The 16,663-nt window shown below is 74.9% G+C and carries 12 protein-coding genes, 2 pseudogenes and 1 riboswitch; of the genes and pseudogenes, 5 read left to right on the plus strand and 9 right to left on the minus strand.

Translation table 11 applies throughout. The features are described 5' to 3' along the window. From BJF77_RS06305 to BJF77_RS06325, 5 genes and pseudogenes are all read left to right on the plus strand, one after another. Positions 1-515: pseudogene (locus tag BJF77_RS06305) on the plus strand (sugar ABC transporter ATP-binding protein); the annotation flags it as partial. Positions 516-792: 277 nt separating this feature from the next. Then, positions 793-2,850, plus strand: a complete 2,058-nt coding sequence (locus tag BJF77_RS06310; RefSeq protein ID WP_075871623.1) for a DUF6807 family protein — start codon at positions 793-795, stop codon at positions 2,848-2,850. Further along, a complete protein-coding gene (locus BJF77_RS06315) occupies positions 2,847-3,917 on the plus strand; it encodes a Xaa-Pro peptidase family protein (protein WP_075871624.1) in 1,071 nt (356 codons plus the stop codon). The genes BJF77_RS06310 and BJF77_RS06315 overlap by 4 nt, the downstream gene beginning before the upstream one ends. A 139-nt stretch (positions 3,918-4,056) precedes the next feature. Beyond that, a riboswitch (glycine riboswitch) is annotated at positions 4,057-4,156 on the plus strand. Positions 4,157-4,621: 465 nt separating this feature from the next. Continuing rightward, a complete protein-coding gene (locus BJF77_RS06320; protein ID WP_047803099.1) occupies positions 4,622-6,052 on the plus strand; it encodes an L-serine ammonia-lyase in 1,431 nt (476 codons plus the stop codon). Positions 6,053-6,218: 166 nt separating this feature from the next. Next, positions 6,219-6,581, plus strand: coding sequence for a hypothetical protein (locus BJF77_RS06325; RefSeq protein WP_139318461.1), 363 nt, complete (start codon positions 6,219-6,221; stop codon positions 6,579-6,581). Here the strand turns inward: BJF77_RS06325 and BJF77_RS06330 are convergent. From BJF77_RS06330 to BJF77_RS06370, 9 genes and pseudogenes are all read right to left on the minus strand, one after another. Further along, positions 6,495-7,586 carry a mandelate racemase/muconate lactonizing enzyme family protein gene (locus BJF77_RS06330; protein WP_075871625.1) on the minus strand — a complete coding sequence of 364 codons (1,092 nt, stop codon included), beginning with the start codon at positions 7,584-7,586 and terminating at the stop codon, positions 6,495-6,497. The genes BJF77_RS06325 and BJF77_RS06330 overlap by 87 nt on opposite strands. After that, positions 7,583-8,554, minus strand: a complete 972-nt coding sequence (locus BJF77_RS06335; RefSeq protein WP_075871626.1) for an NAD(P)-dependent oxidoreductase — start codon at positions 8,552-8,554, stop codon at positions 7,583-7,585. The genes BJF77_RS06330 and BJF77_RS06335 overlap by 4 nt, the downstream gene beginning before the upstream one ends. After that, entirely contained in the window at positions 8,551-9,939 is a 1,389-nt protein-coding gene (locus BJF77_RS06340; RefSeq protein WP_075871627.1) for a Gfo/Idh/MocA family protein, read from the minus strand. Before BJF77_RS06340 ends, BJF77_RS06335 begins: the two co-directional genes overlap by 4 nt. Before the next feature lie 80 nt (positions 9,940-10,019). Further along, positions 10,020-10,955 (minus strand): carbohydrate ABC transporter permease, encoded by a 936-nt coding sequence (locus BJF77_RS06345; protein ID WP_075871628.1) that lies wholly within the window; start codon positions 10,953-10,955, stop codon positions 10,020-10,022. Beyond that, entirely contained in the window at positions 10,948-11,907 is a 960-nt protein-coding gene (locus tag BJF77_RS06350) for a carbohydrate ABC transporter permease (protein ID WP_047803105.1), read from the minus strand. The genes BJF77_RS06345 and BJF77_RS06350 overlap by 8 nt, the downstream gene beginning before the upstream one ends. 153 nt (positions 11,908-12,060) lie before the next feature. Next, positions 12,061-13,296 (minus strand): glycerate kinase, encoded by a 1,236-nt coding sequence (locus tag BJF77_RS06355; RefSeq protein WP_075871629.1) that lies wholly within the window; start codon positions 13,294-13,296, stop codon positions 12,061-12,063. Next, positions 13,283-14,182, minus strand: coding sequence for a sugar phosphate isomerase/epimerase (locus tag BJF77_RS06360; RefSeq protein WP_075871630.1), 900 nt, complete (start codon positions 14,180-14,182; stop codon positions 13,283-13,285). The genes BJF77_RS06355 and BJF77_RS06360 overlap by 14 nt, the downstream gene beginning before the upstream one ends. Beyond that, a complete protein-coding gene (locus tag BJF77_RS06365; protein ID WP_047803107.1) occupies positions 14,179-15,432 on the minus strand; it encodes a dihydrodipicolinate synthase family protein in 1,254 nt (417 codons plus the stop codon). The genes BJF77_RS06360 and BJF77_RS06365 overlap by 4 nt, the downstream gene beginning before the upstream one ends. Further along, positions 15,429-16,657, minus strand: a pseudogene (locus tag BJF77_RS06370) (Gfo/Idh/MocA family protein). The gene BJF77_RS06365 and the pseudogene BJF77_RS06370 overlap by 4 nt, the downstream one beginning before the upstream one ends. Positions 16,658-16,663: the final 6 nt, after the last annotated feature.

Raw genomic sequence — 16,663 nt, forward strand, 5'->3', positions numbered from 1 at the left:
GGGTGCTGATGCAGGTCGACACCCCCCGGGCCCTCTACGACCGGCCCGCCACCGAGTTCGTCGCCGGGTTCATCGGCTCCCCGGCGATGAACCTCTTCCGCTCCCCGGTCACCGACACCGGGGTGAACCTGGGCACCCTGGCCATCCCGCTGAGCCCCGCCCAGCGGGCGGCACTGACCGGCCACCAGGTCACCGTCGGCATCCGCCCCGAGGACCTCACCCCGGCCGGCGAGGGGCAGGGGCTGCCGATCGTGGCCGATGTGGTCGAAGAACTCGGCGCCGACGCCTTCGTCTACGGCCACCTCGCCCCGGTCACCGCCGCGAACACCATCGTGCAGATCGACCCCACCGCCGAGACCGACGGAACCGGCGAGGACGCCCCCGCCGCCCACGAGATCGTCGTGCGCGCCGAGGGCCGCACCCCACCCAAGGCCGGGTCCACCATCTGGGTCACCCCCACCCTGGACCACCTCCACCTCTTCGACACCACCACCGGCACCCGCCTGCCCGACTGACCACCCCCGGCACCACGAGACGACGGCAGCGGGCCCGGCACCGCCACGAGAGGCGCCGGGCCCGCTGCCGTCGTCCGCCGTGCGGAACGCGCGGTCGACAGGACCGCCCGACCCACCGGGCCGCCCCGGGCGTGGGTGGAGCCCGGGCTCCCGGTCCGCCGACCGGGGCTCCGCGGCGCGGCAGCGCCCACCGCGAGGCGGGAAGTGTGACTGTTGACACACCGGCGCCCCGCCGATACGTTGGAAAGCGCATTCCCGTCGCGTCCGAGGAGATCCCGTGCCAGCCCAGACCGCTCCTGCCCCGACCGCCGAACCCCGCCGGGCGGGCGCCCACGGGAAGGTCCCCGTCCGGATCTGCCTGGTGGGGATCGGGGGCTTCGGGGAGCGGCACCTGGCGAACATCCGCCGGCTCCAGGAGGAGGGCGGCGTCCGGCTCGTCGCTGCCGTCGACCGGCGCGCCGACGACGACGGGGCGCTCGGGGCCGACGTGCCGATGTTCGGCGACCTGGAGCAGCTGCGGGCCGCAGGACTCGACGTCGACGTGGTGGTGGTCTCCACCCCGATCGACACCCACTTCGACCTCGCCCTGACGGCCCTGGACCTGGGGGCCGACGTCCTGCTCGAGAAACCGCCGGTGGCCAACCTCGAGCAGTTCCATCGCCTCCTCGGCGCCGCCGAGGAGGCGGACCGTCTCGTCCAGGTGGGCTTCCAGAGCATCGGCTCCCACGCGCTGGGGCTCATCGACCGGCTGCTGGCGAGCGGGGAGATCGGGCGGCTGCGCGCCGTGGGCGCCACGGGCCTGTGGTCCCGGGACACCGGCTACTTCACCCGCTCCCCCTGGGCCGGCCGGCGCCGCATCGGCGGTGTGGACGTGGTGGACGGGGTGGTCACGAACCCCCTCGCCCACGCCGTCATGACCGCCCTGCACATCGCCGGGGCGCGGAGCGCCGAGGACGTCGCACAGCTGCGCACCGAGCTGTACCGCGCCAACGCGATCGAGTCGGACGACACCTCGGTGGTCCGGGTCCGCACCGCGTCCGGCGTCCCCGTCACGTGCGCCCTGACGCTGTGCGCCGCCGAGCAGCAGGACCCCTTCATCACCGTCGAGGGCACCGAGGGCCGGGCGGTCCTGCACTACACCCGCGACGAGCTGACCGTCTCCGGGCCGGAGGGCACGCGGACCGTCAGCTCCGGGCGCACCAACCTGCTGGAGAACCTGATCGCCGCCCGCCGCGACGGCGCCGCGCTGCTCTGCCCCCTGGCCGCCACGGGCGCCTTCATGCGGGTGCTCGACGCCGTGCGCACCGCCCCGGACCCCGTGCCGATCGACCCCGAGCACGTGCGGTGGCTCGAGGAGGGCGGGACCCGCCGCGCCGTCCTGCCCGGGGTCGAGGACTGGGCGGCCCGCGCGGTCGCGGCGCAGTCCGGCTTCACGGGGATCGGGGCGCCGTGGGCGGTCCCCGCCGCGACCGGCGAGCGCTTCGTGGTGGCGGGCCGCGAGGTCGCCCGGGTCCGCACGGGCGAGGGCATCGCCCCGACCTCCTCGCCGCGCCCGTTCCTGCACCCGGTCCGCACCCTCGGCGGCGTCACCGTCACGGACCAGCAGCCGCTGGACCACGTCTGGCACCTGGGCGTGAGCACCGCCCTGCAGGACGTGGACGGCCTCAACTTCTGGGGCGGGCGCACCTACACCCGCGAGGACCAGCGGTACGTGTGGCGGGACGACCACGGCCGTGTCCGCCGCGTCGCGGCCCACGCCACGGACACCCGGCTGGACGAGGAGCTGTCCTGGGCCGGCCCGGACGGCACCGCGGTCCTGGCCGAGGAGCGCCGCTGGACCTTCCGCCCCGTGACCGAGCACGCCTGGGAGCTCGGTCTGCGCTTCCGCCTCTCCCCGGCCGGGAACCGCCCCGTGCAGCTGGGCAGCCCGGGGGCCAACGGGCGCGCCGGCGGCGGCTACGGCGGGTTCTTCTGGCGCCTGCCGGCCTGCACGGACGCGGACGTGTTCACCGCGGCCGCCGCGGGCGAGGACGCCGTGCACGGAAGCGTGTCCCCGTGGCTGGCCTTCTCCGCCGAGTTCGCCGGGCGCCCCGCCACGCTCGTCCTGCGCCACGGAGGGCCGTCGGCCGACCCGTGGTTCGTCCGCGTCTCGGGCTATCCGGGGGCGGGCCTCGCGCCGGCCTGGGACGCCCCGGTGACCACCGGCCCGGAGGCCCCGCTCGAGCGGGCGGTGCACGTCCTCGTGGTGGACGGCCGCCTGGACGCCACCGGGGTGCAGGCCCTGCTCGACGCTGCCGCCGAGAGCCGCGGCCCGGCCGAGAGCCCCGGCGCGTGAGCTCCTCGGGCGCCGATCGGCCGGAGAAGCGGCGCCGGGTCCTGCGCGTGCTCCAGGAGCACGGCGGGGACGCCGTGCTCCTGGAGAGCGCCACGGCGGTGTCCTGGTACCTCGACGGGGCCCGCGTGCACGTCTCCCTCGCCGGCCCGCCGGTGGCGTCCGTGCTGGTGCACCAGGACGGGGACGAGGTGGTGACCTCCGCCAGCGAGGCGGCCCGGCTCACGGCCGAGGAGCTGCCCGACGACGTCCGCCTGCACGAGCTGCCGTGGCACGCCGCCCCGGCCGCCCCGGAGAGCTGGTTCCCCGCCGCCCGCTCGATGGCGGTGCTCGCCGAGGACTGTCTCGCGGCCCCGCTCCGGGCCGCCCGCGCGTCCCTGCTGCCCGGGGAGACGCTGCGCTACGAGGCCCTGTGCCGGGTCGCCGCCGCCGTGCTCACGGACGTGCTGAGCCGGGCCACCCCGCACAGCACCGAGCGGGAGGTCGCCGCCGAGCTGTCCGCCGGGCTGGTGCGGCGCGGCGCGGAGCCGATCGTGCTGCTGTGCAGCGGCGCGCAGCGGCTGGCGCACCGCCACCCCCTGCCGACCGCGGCCCCGCTGGGGCGGCGGGCGATGGCCGTGGTCTGCGCCCGCCGCGGCGGGCTGATCGCCAACGTGACCCGCTGGGTCCGCTTCGGTCCCGCCACCGCGCAGGAGGCCGACGCGGAGGCGGGGATCGCGGAGGTCGAGGCCGACGTCCTGGACGCCCTGCGCCCCGGGCTGCCGCTCGCGGACGTGCTCCCGGTCCTCCAGCAGGCCTATCCGCGCCACGGCTTCGACGCCGGGGAGTGGACCCGGCACCACCAGGGCGGCCCCGCCGGCTACGCGGGCCGCGATCCGCGGCTGGTCCCCGGTGTCCCGGACCGGGTGCACGAGCACCAGGCCTTCGCGTGGAACCCCTCCGCCCCCGGCGCGAAGATCGAGGACACCGTGCTGCTGGGCGCCGGCGGGCCCCGGCCGCTGTCGGTGGACCCCCGCTGGCCGGTCGTCCGGGTGCGCGGCCGGGACCGCCCCGCCACGCTCGAGCGCTGAACGGCGCCGGGCCGTGGCCCGGCCGGCCGCGGCCCGGGAGACGCCGATGACCGGCGCCGCGGTGCGCGAGGGGCAGGCGCCGTTGCCTCCTGCGGCCGCCTCCACTAGATTGTGCTGACAGTCACACGACTGCCGCCATCGACGCGCGGCGGGAGAGACCCGCTCGGCCACACCGATCGGGCGCCGTAGGAGCAATTCCTCCCCGGGAAACTCTCAGGCCCAAGCACCGCCGCGCCGAGGCACCTCTGGAAAGTGGCGTGGCCTGGTCCGCGCTCGCCGACGGAGCAAGCCGCACCCCCTCCGGGTGCGGCGGAAACTCTCAGGCCGTGCAACAGATCGGGGAGGAACCCGCAGACCGCGCGAGCCCACCGCGCAGAAGCCCGGAGTTCCTCGATGACGACCACCTCGGCCCGCCGCGACCGCACCGGGGCGCGCCCGTGCCGCCGGAGGCGTCCGCGGGGACACCGCCTCCGTTGGAGGCCGACCCGTCCGCGGCGAGACCTCCCCGGAGGACCCGCCGTCGTCCCCCGAGCGCATGCCGCGGAGGCCGCCGGTGGGCCCGTGCGAGTCACGCCCGGTCCGGTGCGGCAGCCGCCGCCGGCCGTCGTCCAGCAGGGGAGCCGGGCCGCAGCGCAGCGGCCGACGCCCTCCCGTCATCCCGTCCACCCCGTCCCGGGGCCGCCACTCTGTTCTGGAGCACCACCATGGCCATCAGCGTCTTCGATCTGTTCACCGTGGGCATCGGCCCCTCGAGCTCGCACACCGTCGGGCCCATGCGCGCCGCCCGCCGCTTCGCCGGGACCCTGGTCGCCCAGGACCTCCTGGAGCGCACCGCCGACCTGCGCGTGGACGTCTACGGGTCGCTGTCCGCCACCGGTCGCGGCCACGGCACGTTCACCGCGATCCTGCTGGGTCTGGAGGGCTACGACCCGGAGCAGGTCCGCCCCGACGAGGTGGAGGAGCGGCTGGCCGACATCGCCGGCACCGGGAGGCTGCGGCTGTGCGCGGCCCTCGGGCACCGCAGGGACCTCCGCTACGGCGTCGCGGACATGGTGCAGCACCCGCTGACCGTGCTGGAGCGGCACACCAACGGCATGCGCTTCCAGGCGCTCGACGCGGACGGAACCGTGCTCGCCGGCGAGACCTGGTTCTCCGTGGGCGGCGGGTTCATCGTCCGGGAGGGCGAGGAGGACACCGCCGCGGCCGAGCTGGAGGCCGCCAGCGCACAGGTGCCCCACCCCTTCCGCACCGCCCGGGAGCTGCTGGGCCACTGCGCGGGCACCGGCCGGCCGATCAGCGAGGTGATGCTGGCCAACGAGCGGACGTGGCGCCGTGAGGACGAGATCCGGGAGCAGCTGCTGCACATCTGGGCCGTGATGGAGGAGTGCAAGGACTCCAGCCTCCGGCGCACGGGCCCGCTGCCCGGAGGGCTGGACGTCGCCCGCCGCGCCCCGGAGTGGCACCGGCGGCTGCGCACCGAGGACCCGGACCGGGACCCGGGCTTCTGGCCGGAGTGGGTGAACCTCGTGGCCCTGGCGGTCAACGAGGAGAACGCCTCCGGCGGCCGGGTGGTCACCGCCCCCACCAACGGGGCGGCCGGCATCATCCCGGCGGTGCTGTTCTACGCCACCCACTACTCCCCCGCGGCCCGGGCCGCCGCCGCCGAGGGCCCGGAGGCGCTCGAGGCCGCCCGGCAGGACCTCGTGGTCCGGTTCCTGCTCACGGCCGGGGCGGTCGGGGTGCTCTACAAGGAGCAGGCCTCGATCTCCGGGGCCGAGGTCGGCTGCCAGGGCGAGGTGGGGTCCGCCTCCTCGATGGCCGCCGCCGGCCTGGCGGAGGTCCTCGGCGGCACGCCCGCCCAGGTGGAGAACGCCGCCGAGATCGCCATGGAGCATAACCTCGGGCTGACCTGCGACCCGATCGGCGGCCTGGTGCAGATCCCGTGCATCGAGCGCAACGCGATCGCCGCGGCCAAGGCCATCAACGCCGCCAAGATGGCCATGTGGGGGGACGGCACGCACCGGGTCAGTCTCGACCAGGTCATCGTGACGATGCGCGAGACCGGCAAGGACATGAGCCACAAGTACAAGGAGACCGCCCTGGGCGGACTCGCCGTCAACGTCGTGGAGTGCTGACCCGCCCCCGTCCCGCGGCGGAGGGACCGCCCGCGCGGCCTCCCCGCCGGGCCGGCCGCCGCGAACCGCCCGGGCGGGCACGTCGTCCGTGGTCGGCACGTCATCAAGGGGCACACTGCGCCCCGGACTGGACAAAGGTCTAGCCTCGTGCCGAGGAGGTTTGCAGATGAGAATGACCTTGGCGGACGTGGTGGCCGCTCTCGGCGTGCTGATGACGGCCCCCGCGATGGCCGGCATGGGACTCACGCTCCTCGGGGGCCGGGCCCCGTACGACCTGCTCGTCGGCACGGTGGTGCTCGGCGTCGTCCTCACGATCGCCGGTCTGGTGCCCCGCTTCGAGCAGCACCGGCTCGGCTGGGCGAGCCAGACGGACGCGCTGCTGCGGGCCCGGCAGCAGGCCCGGCGCACCCCCGACGCCCCCGGTGACCAGGGGCCGGCGGGGTCAGACCGCGGCCTCCTGCAGGGCGGGCAGCGCCTGCTGCCGCAGCGCCAGGCCGAGTCCGGGGCGGTCCAGGAGCTCCAGCCGTGACCCCGTGACGCGCACCGGGGACGGCCCGGCCAGGACGCCGAGATCGGCGAACCCCGCGTCCTCGACCACCTCCACCATGGTCGGCTCCGCGAGGGTCAGCGCCAGCTGCCCCGAGAGCTCCGGCAGCAGGTGGGGGGCGATCCCCACGTTGTGGGTGCGGGCGAGCTCCACGATCCGCCGGAAGGGAGTGATGCCGCCCACCCGTACGATGTTCGGCTGGACGATGTCCACGGCCCCGGCGGCGATGAAGTCCCGGAACCGGTAGACGTTGTGCAGGTTCTCCCCGAGCGCGATGGGCACACGGCTGAACCGTCGCAGCTGGCGGTAGCCCTCGAGGTCGTCCGCGCGCAGCGGCTCCTCCAGCCACGAGGGCGCGAAGGGCTCCAGCGCGTCCAGGGCCCGGCGGGCCGTGGGCAGGTCCCAGCGCTGGTTGGCGTCGATCATCAGGCCGCGGTCGGGGCCGAGCAGCTCGCGCACGGCGGCCACGCGCTCGACGTCCTCGCGCAGGTCGGGCCGGCCCACCTTGATCTTGACGGCGCCGAAGCCCGCGGCGACCCAGCGGCGCACCTGCTCCCGCAGCTCGTCGAGCTCGTAGTGCAGGTTCACGCCGGAGCCGTAGACGGCCACGTCCTGCTGCCGCCGGCCCAGCAGCGCGGGCACGGACAGGCCGGCCCGCCGGGCCCGCAGGTCCCACAGGGCCAGGTCGATCCCCGCGAGGGCGATGCCGGTGAGCCCCGTGCCGCCCTCGTGCAGGAACTTCCAGGCGTCGTCCCACAGCACCTCCGGGTGCTCGTCTCGGCCGCGGACGAAGGCGGCGAGGTCGTCGTCGAGCAGCGCCTGCACGGCGCGCGCCCCGATGGTCGGGGTCCAGGAGAAGCCGGTGCCGGTGGCGCCGTCGTCGGCCACGACCGTGACGGCGATCAGGTGGTTGCGCGGGGCCTCGGGGCCCCAGCTGCGCAGCAGCCGGGCGGTGATCAGCTCGGTGTGCACGGCGGCGATGCTCATGCGGTGTCCTTCCCGTGCCGCCCGGCGCCGGCGAGCTCCCCGGAGGCCGGGTCACCGGCGTCCTCGCGGAGCTCGGTGCGCCAGGAGCGCGCCGGCTCCCAGCCCAGCTCCTCGCGGGCCTTGTCGATGCTGAAGGCCGGCGCCGTCCCGGTCAGGCCCGCGGCGAGCTCCTCGCTGCCGGGGACGAACTGCGGGATCAGCTCCGCCAGCGGGCGCCGGGCCAGGGCGTCGGCGGCGCCCACGAAGAAGGTGTCCCCGTTGCGGACGGCGCCCATCCCCTCGAGCAGCGCCTCGAGGAAGGTGGTGACGTCCCGGGCGTCCACGTAGTTGAACAGCGCCGGCGCGGCCAGCGCCGGGTCGTCCAGGCGCTCGCGCACGGTGTGCCCCTGCTGGGTCGGCGCGCCGGCCCACTCCTCGGGGGCGATCACGTAGCAGGGGCGGAAGGAGGCGTAGCGCACGCTCCCGCCGCGGGCCGCGGCGAACATCTGCGCGACCTGCTCGGCGACGTGCTTGGACAGCCCGTAGGCGTGCCACGGCCGCGGCGGGGTGTCCTCGGTCAGCGGGAGGGCGGGCGGCAGCCAGCCGGCCGGGGAGCCGTAGCCCAGCACGGTGGGGCTGCTGGCCATCACGATCCGGCGGGCCCCGGCCTCGGTGGCGGCCTCGGCCACGGTGTGGGCGATCACGGCGTTGGTCTGCAGGATGACGTGCTCGGGGGCGCTGAAGGGCACGGCGATGGCCGCGAGGTTGACCACCGCGTCCGGGCGCGCCGCGCGCATCAGCGCGTGCGTGGCCTCGGGGTCGGTGAGCTCGGCGGCCCGGTGCTCGACGGCCCGGTGCGCGGCCGCCCGCTGCGCCTCGGGCGGCAGGGCGCGGTCGACGCTGACGACGTCGTAGCCGGCCTCCGCCAGCCCGGCGACGACGCTGCGCCCGAGCCGGCCGGACCCGCCGGTGACCACCACCCGGGTCATGCCGGGACTCCGCTGCGCCGGTCCGCGGCGGTGCTGCCGAGGTCCAGGTCGGCGATCCGCACCGGTGCGCCCGTCTCGAGGGAGCGGTTGCCGGCGATGCCCACGGACACGGCCGCCACGCCGTCGCGGTAGCCGGAGGGCCGGCCGTAGGGGTCCCCCCCCGGTCCCCGGAACACGTCGGCGAGCAGGAGCCGGTCCCCGCCGCCGTGGCTGCCGGAGCCGTTGCGGACGGGCACCTCCTCGGCGGTCCCCCAGTGCCGCTGGACGACCAGCCGCTCGCCGCGCCGCCGGGCCCCGCCCTGCTCCGCCCCGGCGGTGACCGAGGGGTCCACCGGGGTCCCGCCGGCGGCGGGCAGCACGGCCGCGCGCTCCACGACCTCCAGCTCGGCCCGGCCCTCGGTGCCGTTGACGGCCACCCGGTAGCCCTCCCAGGGCGAGTGGGCGTTGAGGGAGTAGGAGAGGGTGGCGCCGCGGGCGTAGTCGACCACGAGCGCGAGGTTGTCCTCGATGGTGATCCCGTCGGAGAACACGTCCTGGTCCCGGCGGTAGCCGTCGTGGTGCTGGTGGTCGAGGTAGAGCCGGCTGAGCCGCTCGTCGGAGCGCAGGTCCAGGGCGAAGGGGTCGCCGTCCGGCCCGGCGGGGCGGACGGCGCCGGCCCGCGCGCGGGCCTCGGCGTTGTCCCGCCCGTAGAACCGGAGGCCGCCGGAGGCGTAGACCCGCTCCGGGGCGTCGGCCAGCCACCAGTTGACGAGGTCGAAGTGGTGGGAGGACTTGTGCACCAGCAGCCCGCCGGAGTTCTGCTTCTGCCGGTGCCAGCGGCGGAAGTAGTCGGCGCCGTGGACGGTGTCCAGCACCCAGCTGAAGTCCACGGAGGTGACCGTGCCGAGCGCCCCGGACTGCACGACGTCCTTGAGCGCGGTGTTGCGCGGGGAGTAGCGGTAGTTGAACGTGACCACCACGTGCCGGCCCGTCTCCTCCACGGCCGCGGTGACGCGGCGGCAGCCCTCCGCGTCGATGGTCAGGGGCTTCTCGACGACGGCGTCCGCGCCGGCGCGCAGGGTCTCGCAGATGTAGTCGGCGTGGGTGACGTCGGGGGTGGTGATCACGACCCGGTCGATGGCCTGCTCGCGGATCGTGCGGGTGAGCGCCGCGGGGTCGAAGACCTGGACCGGCACTCCTGCGGTCTCCTCGACCAGCCGGCGGTAGTGCTCGGCCCGCCCGGGGTTGCTGTCGCCCACCGCCACCAGCTCGGCGACGTCGGCGTGGTCGTCCAGCAGCGAGCGGAGGTACATCTCGCACCGGTGGCCGGTGCCGACCAGGAGGTAGCGGGTCCGCCCCTCCCGCGGTGCCGTGCCGTCCGGGCCGGTGGGGTCTGCGCTGCGCATCGAGTGCTCCTTCTGCTGGGGTGGGTGGTCTTCGGTGGGGCTCCGTGCCGGCGGTCCCGGCGGCACGGAGCCCGGGCGGGTCACTTGATGCCGGTGGTGGCGATGCCCTTGACGAGGAACTTCTGTCCCACGAGGAAGGCGATGAACACCGGCAGCAGGGACACGATCGACATCGCGAACAGCGAGCCCCAGGAGGACTCCCCGGTGGCGTCCACGAAGGCGCGCAGCGCCACCGGGACGGTGAACATGTTCGGGTCGGTCAGGTAGATCAGGGCGCTGAAGAAGTCGTTCCAGGTCCAGATGAACGTGAAGATCGTGGTGGTGGCCAGGGCCGGGACCATCATCGGCAGGATGATCTGCCCGAAGATCCGGGCGTGGCCGGCGCCGTCGATCCGGGCCGCCTCGTCCATGTCCCGCGGGATGCCGCGGATGAACTGGACCATGAGGAAGACGAAGAACGCGTCCGTGGCGAGCAGCTTCGGCACGATCAGCGGCCAGAAGGTGTTCACCCACCCGATCTGCGAGAACATGATGTACTGCGGCACGATCACCACGTGGAACGGGAGCATGATCGTGAGGAGCATCAGGGCGAAGGCCGGCTTCTTGAAGCGGAACTCCAGCCGGGCGAAGGCGTAGGCGGCCATCGAGCAGGAGACCAGGTTGCCCACGATGCACCCCAGCACCACGACCGCGGAGTTGAACAGGTACACGCTGAACGGGCTGGACAGGGCGGTCCACCCGTCCGTGTAGTTGGCGCTCTCGAAGGTCTCGAGCAGGATGCCCGGCTCGCGGAAGATGATGTCGTTGGGGCGCAGGGAGCTGGCCAGCATCCACAGCAGCGGGTAGATCATCACCCCGCCCGTGAGGATCAGCGCCAGGTGCTTGAGCAGGGAGCGGATCCGCCCCCGGCCGCCGGGGCCGCGGGACCGGCGGTTCGCCGCGCCCTCCGTCGGGGCCGGGGCGGCGTCCTGCTCGGCCGTCGGGGCGGGGTCGTAGGCGATTGTCGAGTTAGTCATCGTAGAACACCCAATACTTAGACGCGATGAAGTTGAGAGCGGTGAACGCCCCGATGATGACGAGCAGCAGCCAGGCCATGGCCGCGGCGTAGCCCATGTCGAACTGGCCGAAGCCGGTCTGATAGAGGTACAGCGTGAAGAACATCGTCGAGTCGGAGGGCCCTCCCCGGCCGCCGGAGACGATGAAGGCCTGGGTGAAGGACTGGAACGCCTGGATGATCTGCAGCACCAGGTTGAAGAAGATGATGGGGCTCAGCAGGGGCAGCGTGATCCGGAGGAACTGCGTGACCTTGCCGGCGCCGTCGATGGAGGCCGCCTCGTAGTACATGGTGGGGATCTGCCGCAGGCCCGCCAGGAAGATGATCATCGGGGCCCCGAAGGTCCACACGTGCAGCAGGATGATGCTGCCGAGGGCCGTGCGGGGGTCCGAGATCCACCCGATGCCCTCGATGCCGACGAGGGCCAGCACCTGGTTGACAAGCCCGCTGGTCCCGAACAGCTGCTTCCACAGGATCGCGATCGCCACGGAGGCGCCGAGCAGGGACGGCAGGTAGAAGACCGAGCGGTAGAACGCCAGGCCGCGCAGGCCCCGGTCCAGGACCATGGCGATCGCCAGGGCGAGCGCCAGCTGCAGCGGGACCCCCACGAACACGTAGGTGAAGGTCACCTTCAAGGAGTTGTGCAGCCGCGCGTCCTCGAGCATCCGGGAGAAGTTCTCCAGGCCGATCCAGTCCGGGGAGCGCATCAGGTTGTAGTCGGTGAAGGAGAGGTAGAGCGACATCAGCATGGGGCCGAGGGTGATGACCACGAGCCCCACGATCCAGGGCGCCAGGAACACCGCCGCCGCCTTGTTGTCCCGCCGGTCGGCGCGGGATCCCTGCCGGCCGGCCGCCGCGCGCTTCCCGCGGCCCCCGGGCAGGCCCTTCCGGGTGATCTCCTCGACGGCGCTCATACCGGGACCGCCCCTCGGCGCAACCGCGGCCGGGAGGCCCGGAGCGGCTCGGTGTGGATGTGCCTCGTTGTCATCGGTCTCTCCTCGGAACGGGTGGGAAAGCGTTTTCCACATCTGCATTGCCCTCAAGGCTAGAGGTCGCGCAGTGTGACGTCAACCACAATGGCGGATGGATCCGGTCATGTCGTCGTGCGTCCGGACCGGCGCGTCGCCCCCGCCCCGGGACGGCGCGCGGTCGAGCTGCCGGAGGGCCGCGGCCACGGCCGGCCCCGCGTAGTGGCTCGCCCGCGCCCGGGCCGCGTCCTCGGAGGGGGCGACGTCCACGAGGGACGCGGCGGCCCCGACGCCGGCCTCGCGCAGCTGCCGGGCGGACAGGGACAGCCGCCCGGCGACCGCCACGACGGGGATGCCCCGGGCCGCGGCCAGCGCCGCGGCGGCCAGCGGCGCCTTGCCCTGCAGCGACTGCTCGTCCAGCGAGCCCTCCCCGACCAGCAGCAGGTCGGCCCCCCGCAGGCGCTCCTCGAGACCCACGAGCGCGGCCACGAGCTCGAAGCCCCCCTCCAGCACGGCGGGCGTCAGGGCCAGGAAGCCGGACGGGAATCCGCCGGCGGCTCCCGCGCCCGGGACCCGGAAGGGCCGGGTCCCGGGCGTGCCGGCCAGCAGGGCGGCCCAGCGCCGCAGCGCGGCGTCGAGCTCGGCGCGGGCTCCGGCGTCGGCACCCTTCTGCCCCGCGAAGACGTGGGCGGCGCCGGCGGACCCGTACAGGGGGTTCCGGACGTCCACCGCCAGCCGCAGCCGCACCGACCGCAGCCGGGGGTCCAGCCCGGAGGTGTTCAGCCGGGCGGCCCGCAGCAGGCCGGCGCCGCCCAGCGGCACGGGAGCGCCGCCGTCGTCGAGCACCTCCAGCCCGAGCGCCCGCAGGGCGCCGGAGCCCCCGTCGGTCATCGCCGAGCCGCCCAGGGCGACCACGACGTCCGAGGCCCCGGCGTCCAGCGCCGCCCGGATCAGCTGGCCGCAGCCGTAGCTGTGCGCCGCACGGGCCGTGGCCGGGCTCGGCCGGACCTGGTCGAGCCCGGCGGCCTCGGCGGACTCGACCACCGCGGTGGTGCTGCCGTCCTCGGCCGTGCGCAGCGCCCAGCGCGCCCGCACGCGGGACCCGAGCGCGCCCCGGACCGGCGTCCGGCGCAGCTGCGCACCGGCCGCCACGGCGGCGTCCACCGTGCCCTCGCCGCCGTCGGCGAGCGGGACCGTGCTGATCCGGGCCCCGGGCCAGTGCCGCCGGACCCCGGCCGCGAGGGCCTCGGCCGCCTCGGGGGCCGTGAGCGTGCCCTTGAACTTGTCCGGCGCCACGACCACCCGGGGGCGTCCGCCGTCCTCAGGCGGGGGCACGAGCGGGCTCGCCCGTCAGGGACGGCAGGACGAGGGACGCCCAGCGCTGCTTCATCACGGCGAGCGTGACGTCGGCGTCCCGGTCGAAGATCTCCTGGTTGAAGATCTCCACCTCCACCGGGCCCGTGTAGCCCGCGGCGGCGACCCAGCGGCCGATCGTGGCGAAGTCGATCACCCCGTCGCCCATCATCCCGCGGGAGAGGAGGGCGTCGGCGGCGATCGGCAGGTTGAAGTCGCACACCTGGTAGGACGCCAGCCGGCCCTCGGCCCCGGCCCGGGCGATCTGCGCCTCCAGCTCGGGGTCCCACCACACGTGGAAGGTGTCGACCACCACGCCCACGGCCTCCGGGGGATGGGGGGCGGCGTAGTCCAGCGCCTGCTTCAGGGTGGAGAGCACGGCCCGGTCCGCGGCGTACATGGGGTGCAGCGCCTCGAGCACCAGGCGGACCCCGTGCTCCCGGGCGAAGGGCACGAGCTCGGCCAGCCGGTCGGCCACGCGGGCGCGGGCGGCCGCCAGGTCCTTGTCGCCGCGGTCGCCGGTGCCGCCGAGGACGTGGGCGGCGGCGGGCAGACCGCCGACGACCATGATCAGCTCGCCGGTGCCCAGGGCCGCGGCCTCGCGGATCGCGGCCCGGTTGTCCTCGAGGGCCGCCCGCTGCCCCGCCTCGTCGGCCGCCGTGAGGAAGCCGCCCCGGCAGAGGCTGGAGACCTGCAGGCCGGCGCGGGAGATCATCCGCGCCGCCTCCTCCAGGCCGGCCTCGGCCACGCGGTCGCGCCACACGCCGATGTGTCCGAGCCCGGCCCGGGCCGTGGCGTCGACGGCCTGCTGCAGGTTCAGCCGGCGGGTGGTGCCCGTGTTCAGCGACAGCTGGAAGTCCGCGCTCACGCCGCACCTCCCGTGCCGCCGGCGGGGACCAGGGCCGGGGCCCCGGCTCCGGCGACGTCCAGGAAGGCGTCCATCCGCCGGGCCGCCAGCTCGGGGTCGAGCAGCAGCCCGGCGCGGTCGGCCAGCTCGAAGACCCGCACGAGGTGCGGCACCGAGCGCCCGGAGTGGAGACCGCCGACCATCTGGTAGCCGGGCTGGTGCCCGTTGAGCCAGGAGAGGAAGGCGATGCCGGACTTGTAGTAGAAGGTCGGGGCGCCGAAGACGTGGCGCCCGAGGGCCTCCGTGGAGTCGAGGATCGCCCGCGCCCGGTCCGGCTGCCCGGCGTCGTAGGCCTGCAGCGCGGTGGAGGCGGCCGGGTAGATGCCGGCGAAGATGCCCAGCAGGGCGTCGGAGTGCCGAGTGCCGTCGCCGTGGACGAGCTCGGGGTAGTTGAAGTCGTCCCCGGTGTAGAGGCGGACCCCGTCCGGCAGCGCCGCCCGCAGCCGGGTCTCGTGCCCGGCGTCCAGCAGGGAGACCTTGACGCCGTCGACCTTCTCCGGGCGGGACCGGATCAGCTGCAGGAACGTCTCCGTGGCGGTCTCGACCTCCTCGCTGCCCCAGTACCCGGTGAGGGCCGGGTCGAACATCGTGCCGAGCCAGTGCAGGACCACCGGGTGCCGGACCTCGTCGAGCAGGCCGGTGTAGACCCGCAGGTAGTCCTCCGCGCCGCGCGCCGCGCGGACCAGCGCCCGGGAGGCCATCAGCACGACCTTGGCCCCGGCGCCCTCCACGACCGCCAGCTGCTCGCGGTAGGCGGCCTCGACGGCCTGCAGCCCGGCTTCGCCCGGGACGATCCCGGCCGGGTCCAGCTGGTCCGTGCCGGCTCCGCACGCGATGAGGTCGCGCACCGTGCGGCCCCGCAGGCCGGCGTGCCCGGCGGTCAGCGCGGCGGCCGCCTCGGCGGTGGAGCGGCGGATCAGCTCCTGGGTGGCAGGCCAGTCCAGGCCCATGCCCCGCTGGGCGGTGTCCATGGCGTCGGCCACGCCCAGCCCGTAGGACCAGACGTCGTGGCGGAAGCCCAGGGTCGCGTCCCAGTCCAGCTGCGCCGGCGCCCCGGGGGTGTTGTCCCCGAGGACGTGCGGGACGACGTGCGCCGCGGCATAGGCCCTGCGCGAGCCGATCGGGGCCTGCGGGCGGGTCCAGGCCCCCGGTTCGGAGAGCACGTGCTCGGTGCGGGAGCCGGTGCCGTCCGGCAGGTGCACGGCGGTCACCGGAGCGCTCCGGCGGTCTCGGGGTCCGCCGCCCGGTCCGCGTCCTCGCCGGCCTCCGGGGTGAGCTCCAGCTCCGGGATGTCGACGGTGCGGCGCTCGGCCGAGGACTGCAGGCCCAGCTCCGCGAGCTGGACGCCGCGGGCGGCCGAGAGCAGACCGAAGCGGTGCTCGCGCCCGGCGACGACGTCGGCGAGGAACTCCTCCCACTGCGCCTTGAAGCCGTTGTCCAGCTCGGCGTTGGCGGGCACCTCCAGCCACTGGTCCCGGAAGGACTCGGTGACGGGCAGGTCCGGGTTCCACACCGGCTTGGGCGTGTGGGCGCGCTGCTGGGCCACGCACTTGGTCAGCCCGGCGACGGCCGAGCCGTGCGTGCCGTCCACCTGGAACTCCACGAGCTCGTCGCGGTACACGCGCACGGCCCAGGAGGAGTTGATCTGCGCGATCACGGGGTCCCCGGCGGGCGTCTCGCACTCGAAGACGCCGTAGGCGGCGTCGTCGGCGGTGGCCGGGTACTCGTGGCCCTGCTCGTCCCAGCGGGCGGGGATGTGCGTCACCGCCGTGGAGGTGACCGACCGCACCGGGCCCACGATCCCCTCCAGGACGTAGTTCCAGTGGCAGTACATGTCCGTGGTCATCGAGCCCCCGTCCTCGCGCCGGTAGTTCCACGAGGGGCGCTGGGCCTCCTGGTGCTCGCCCTCGAAGACCCAGTAGCCGAACTCCCCGCGCACGGAGAGGATCCGGCCGAAGAAGCCCTCGTCCACCAGCCGGCGCAGCTTCACCAGCCGGGCAGGTAGAGCTTGTCGTGGACCACCCCGGCGGTCACCCCGCTCTCCCGGCCGACGCGCGCGAGCTCCACGGCCTCCCGCAGCGTCTCGGCGGTCGGCTTCTCGGTGAACACGTGCTTGCCGGCGGACATGGCCTTCCGGAGGGTGCTCGCTCGCAGGCTGGTCATGGAGGCGTCGAAGACGATGTCCACCGTGGGGTCGGCGATGAGGGCGTCGAGATCGGTGCTCCAGTGCTCGACCCCGTGCCGGCGGGCCAGCTCCTCGAGCTTCGCGGCGCTGCGGCCCACGAGGATCGGCTCGACGGTGACGCGGCTGCCGTCGGGCAGCGTGATCCCGCCCTGGTCCCGGATGGGCAGGATCGAGCGCAGCAGGTGCTGCCGGTAGCCCATGCGGCCGGTGACGCCGTTCATGGCGATGCGTAGGACTCGGGGTTGGGACATCGTCCA

Source organism: Kocuria sp. CNJ-770 (assembly GCF_001942375.1).
GTDB lineage: Bacteria > Actinomycetota > Actinomycetes > Actinomycetales > Micrococcaceae > Kocuria > Kocuria oceani.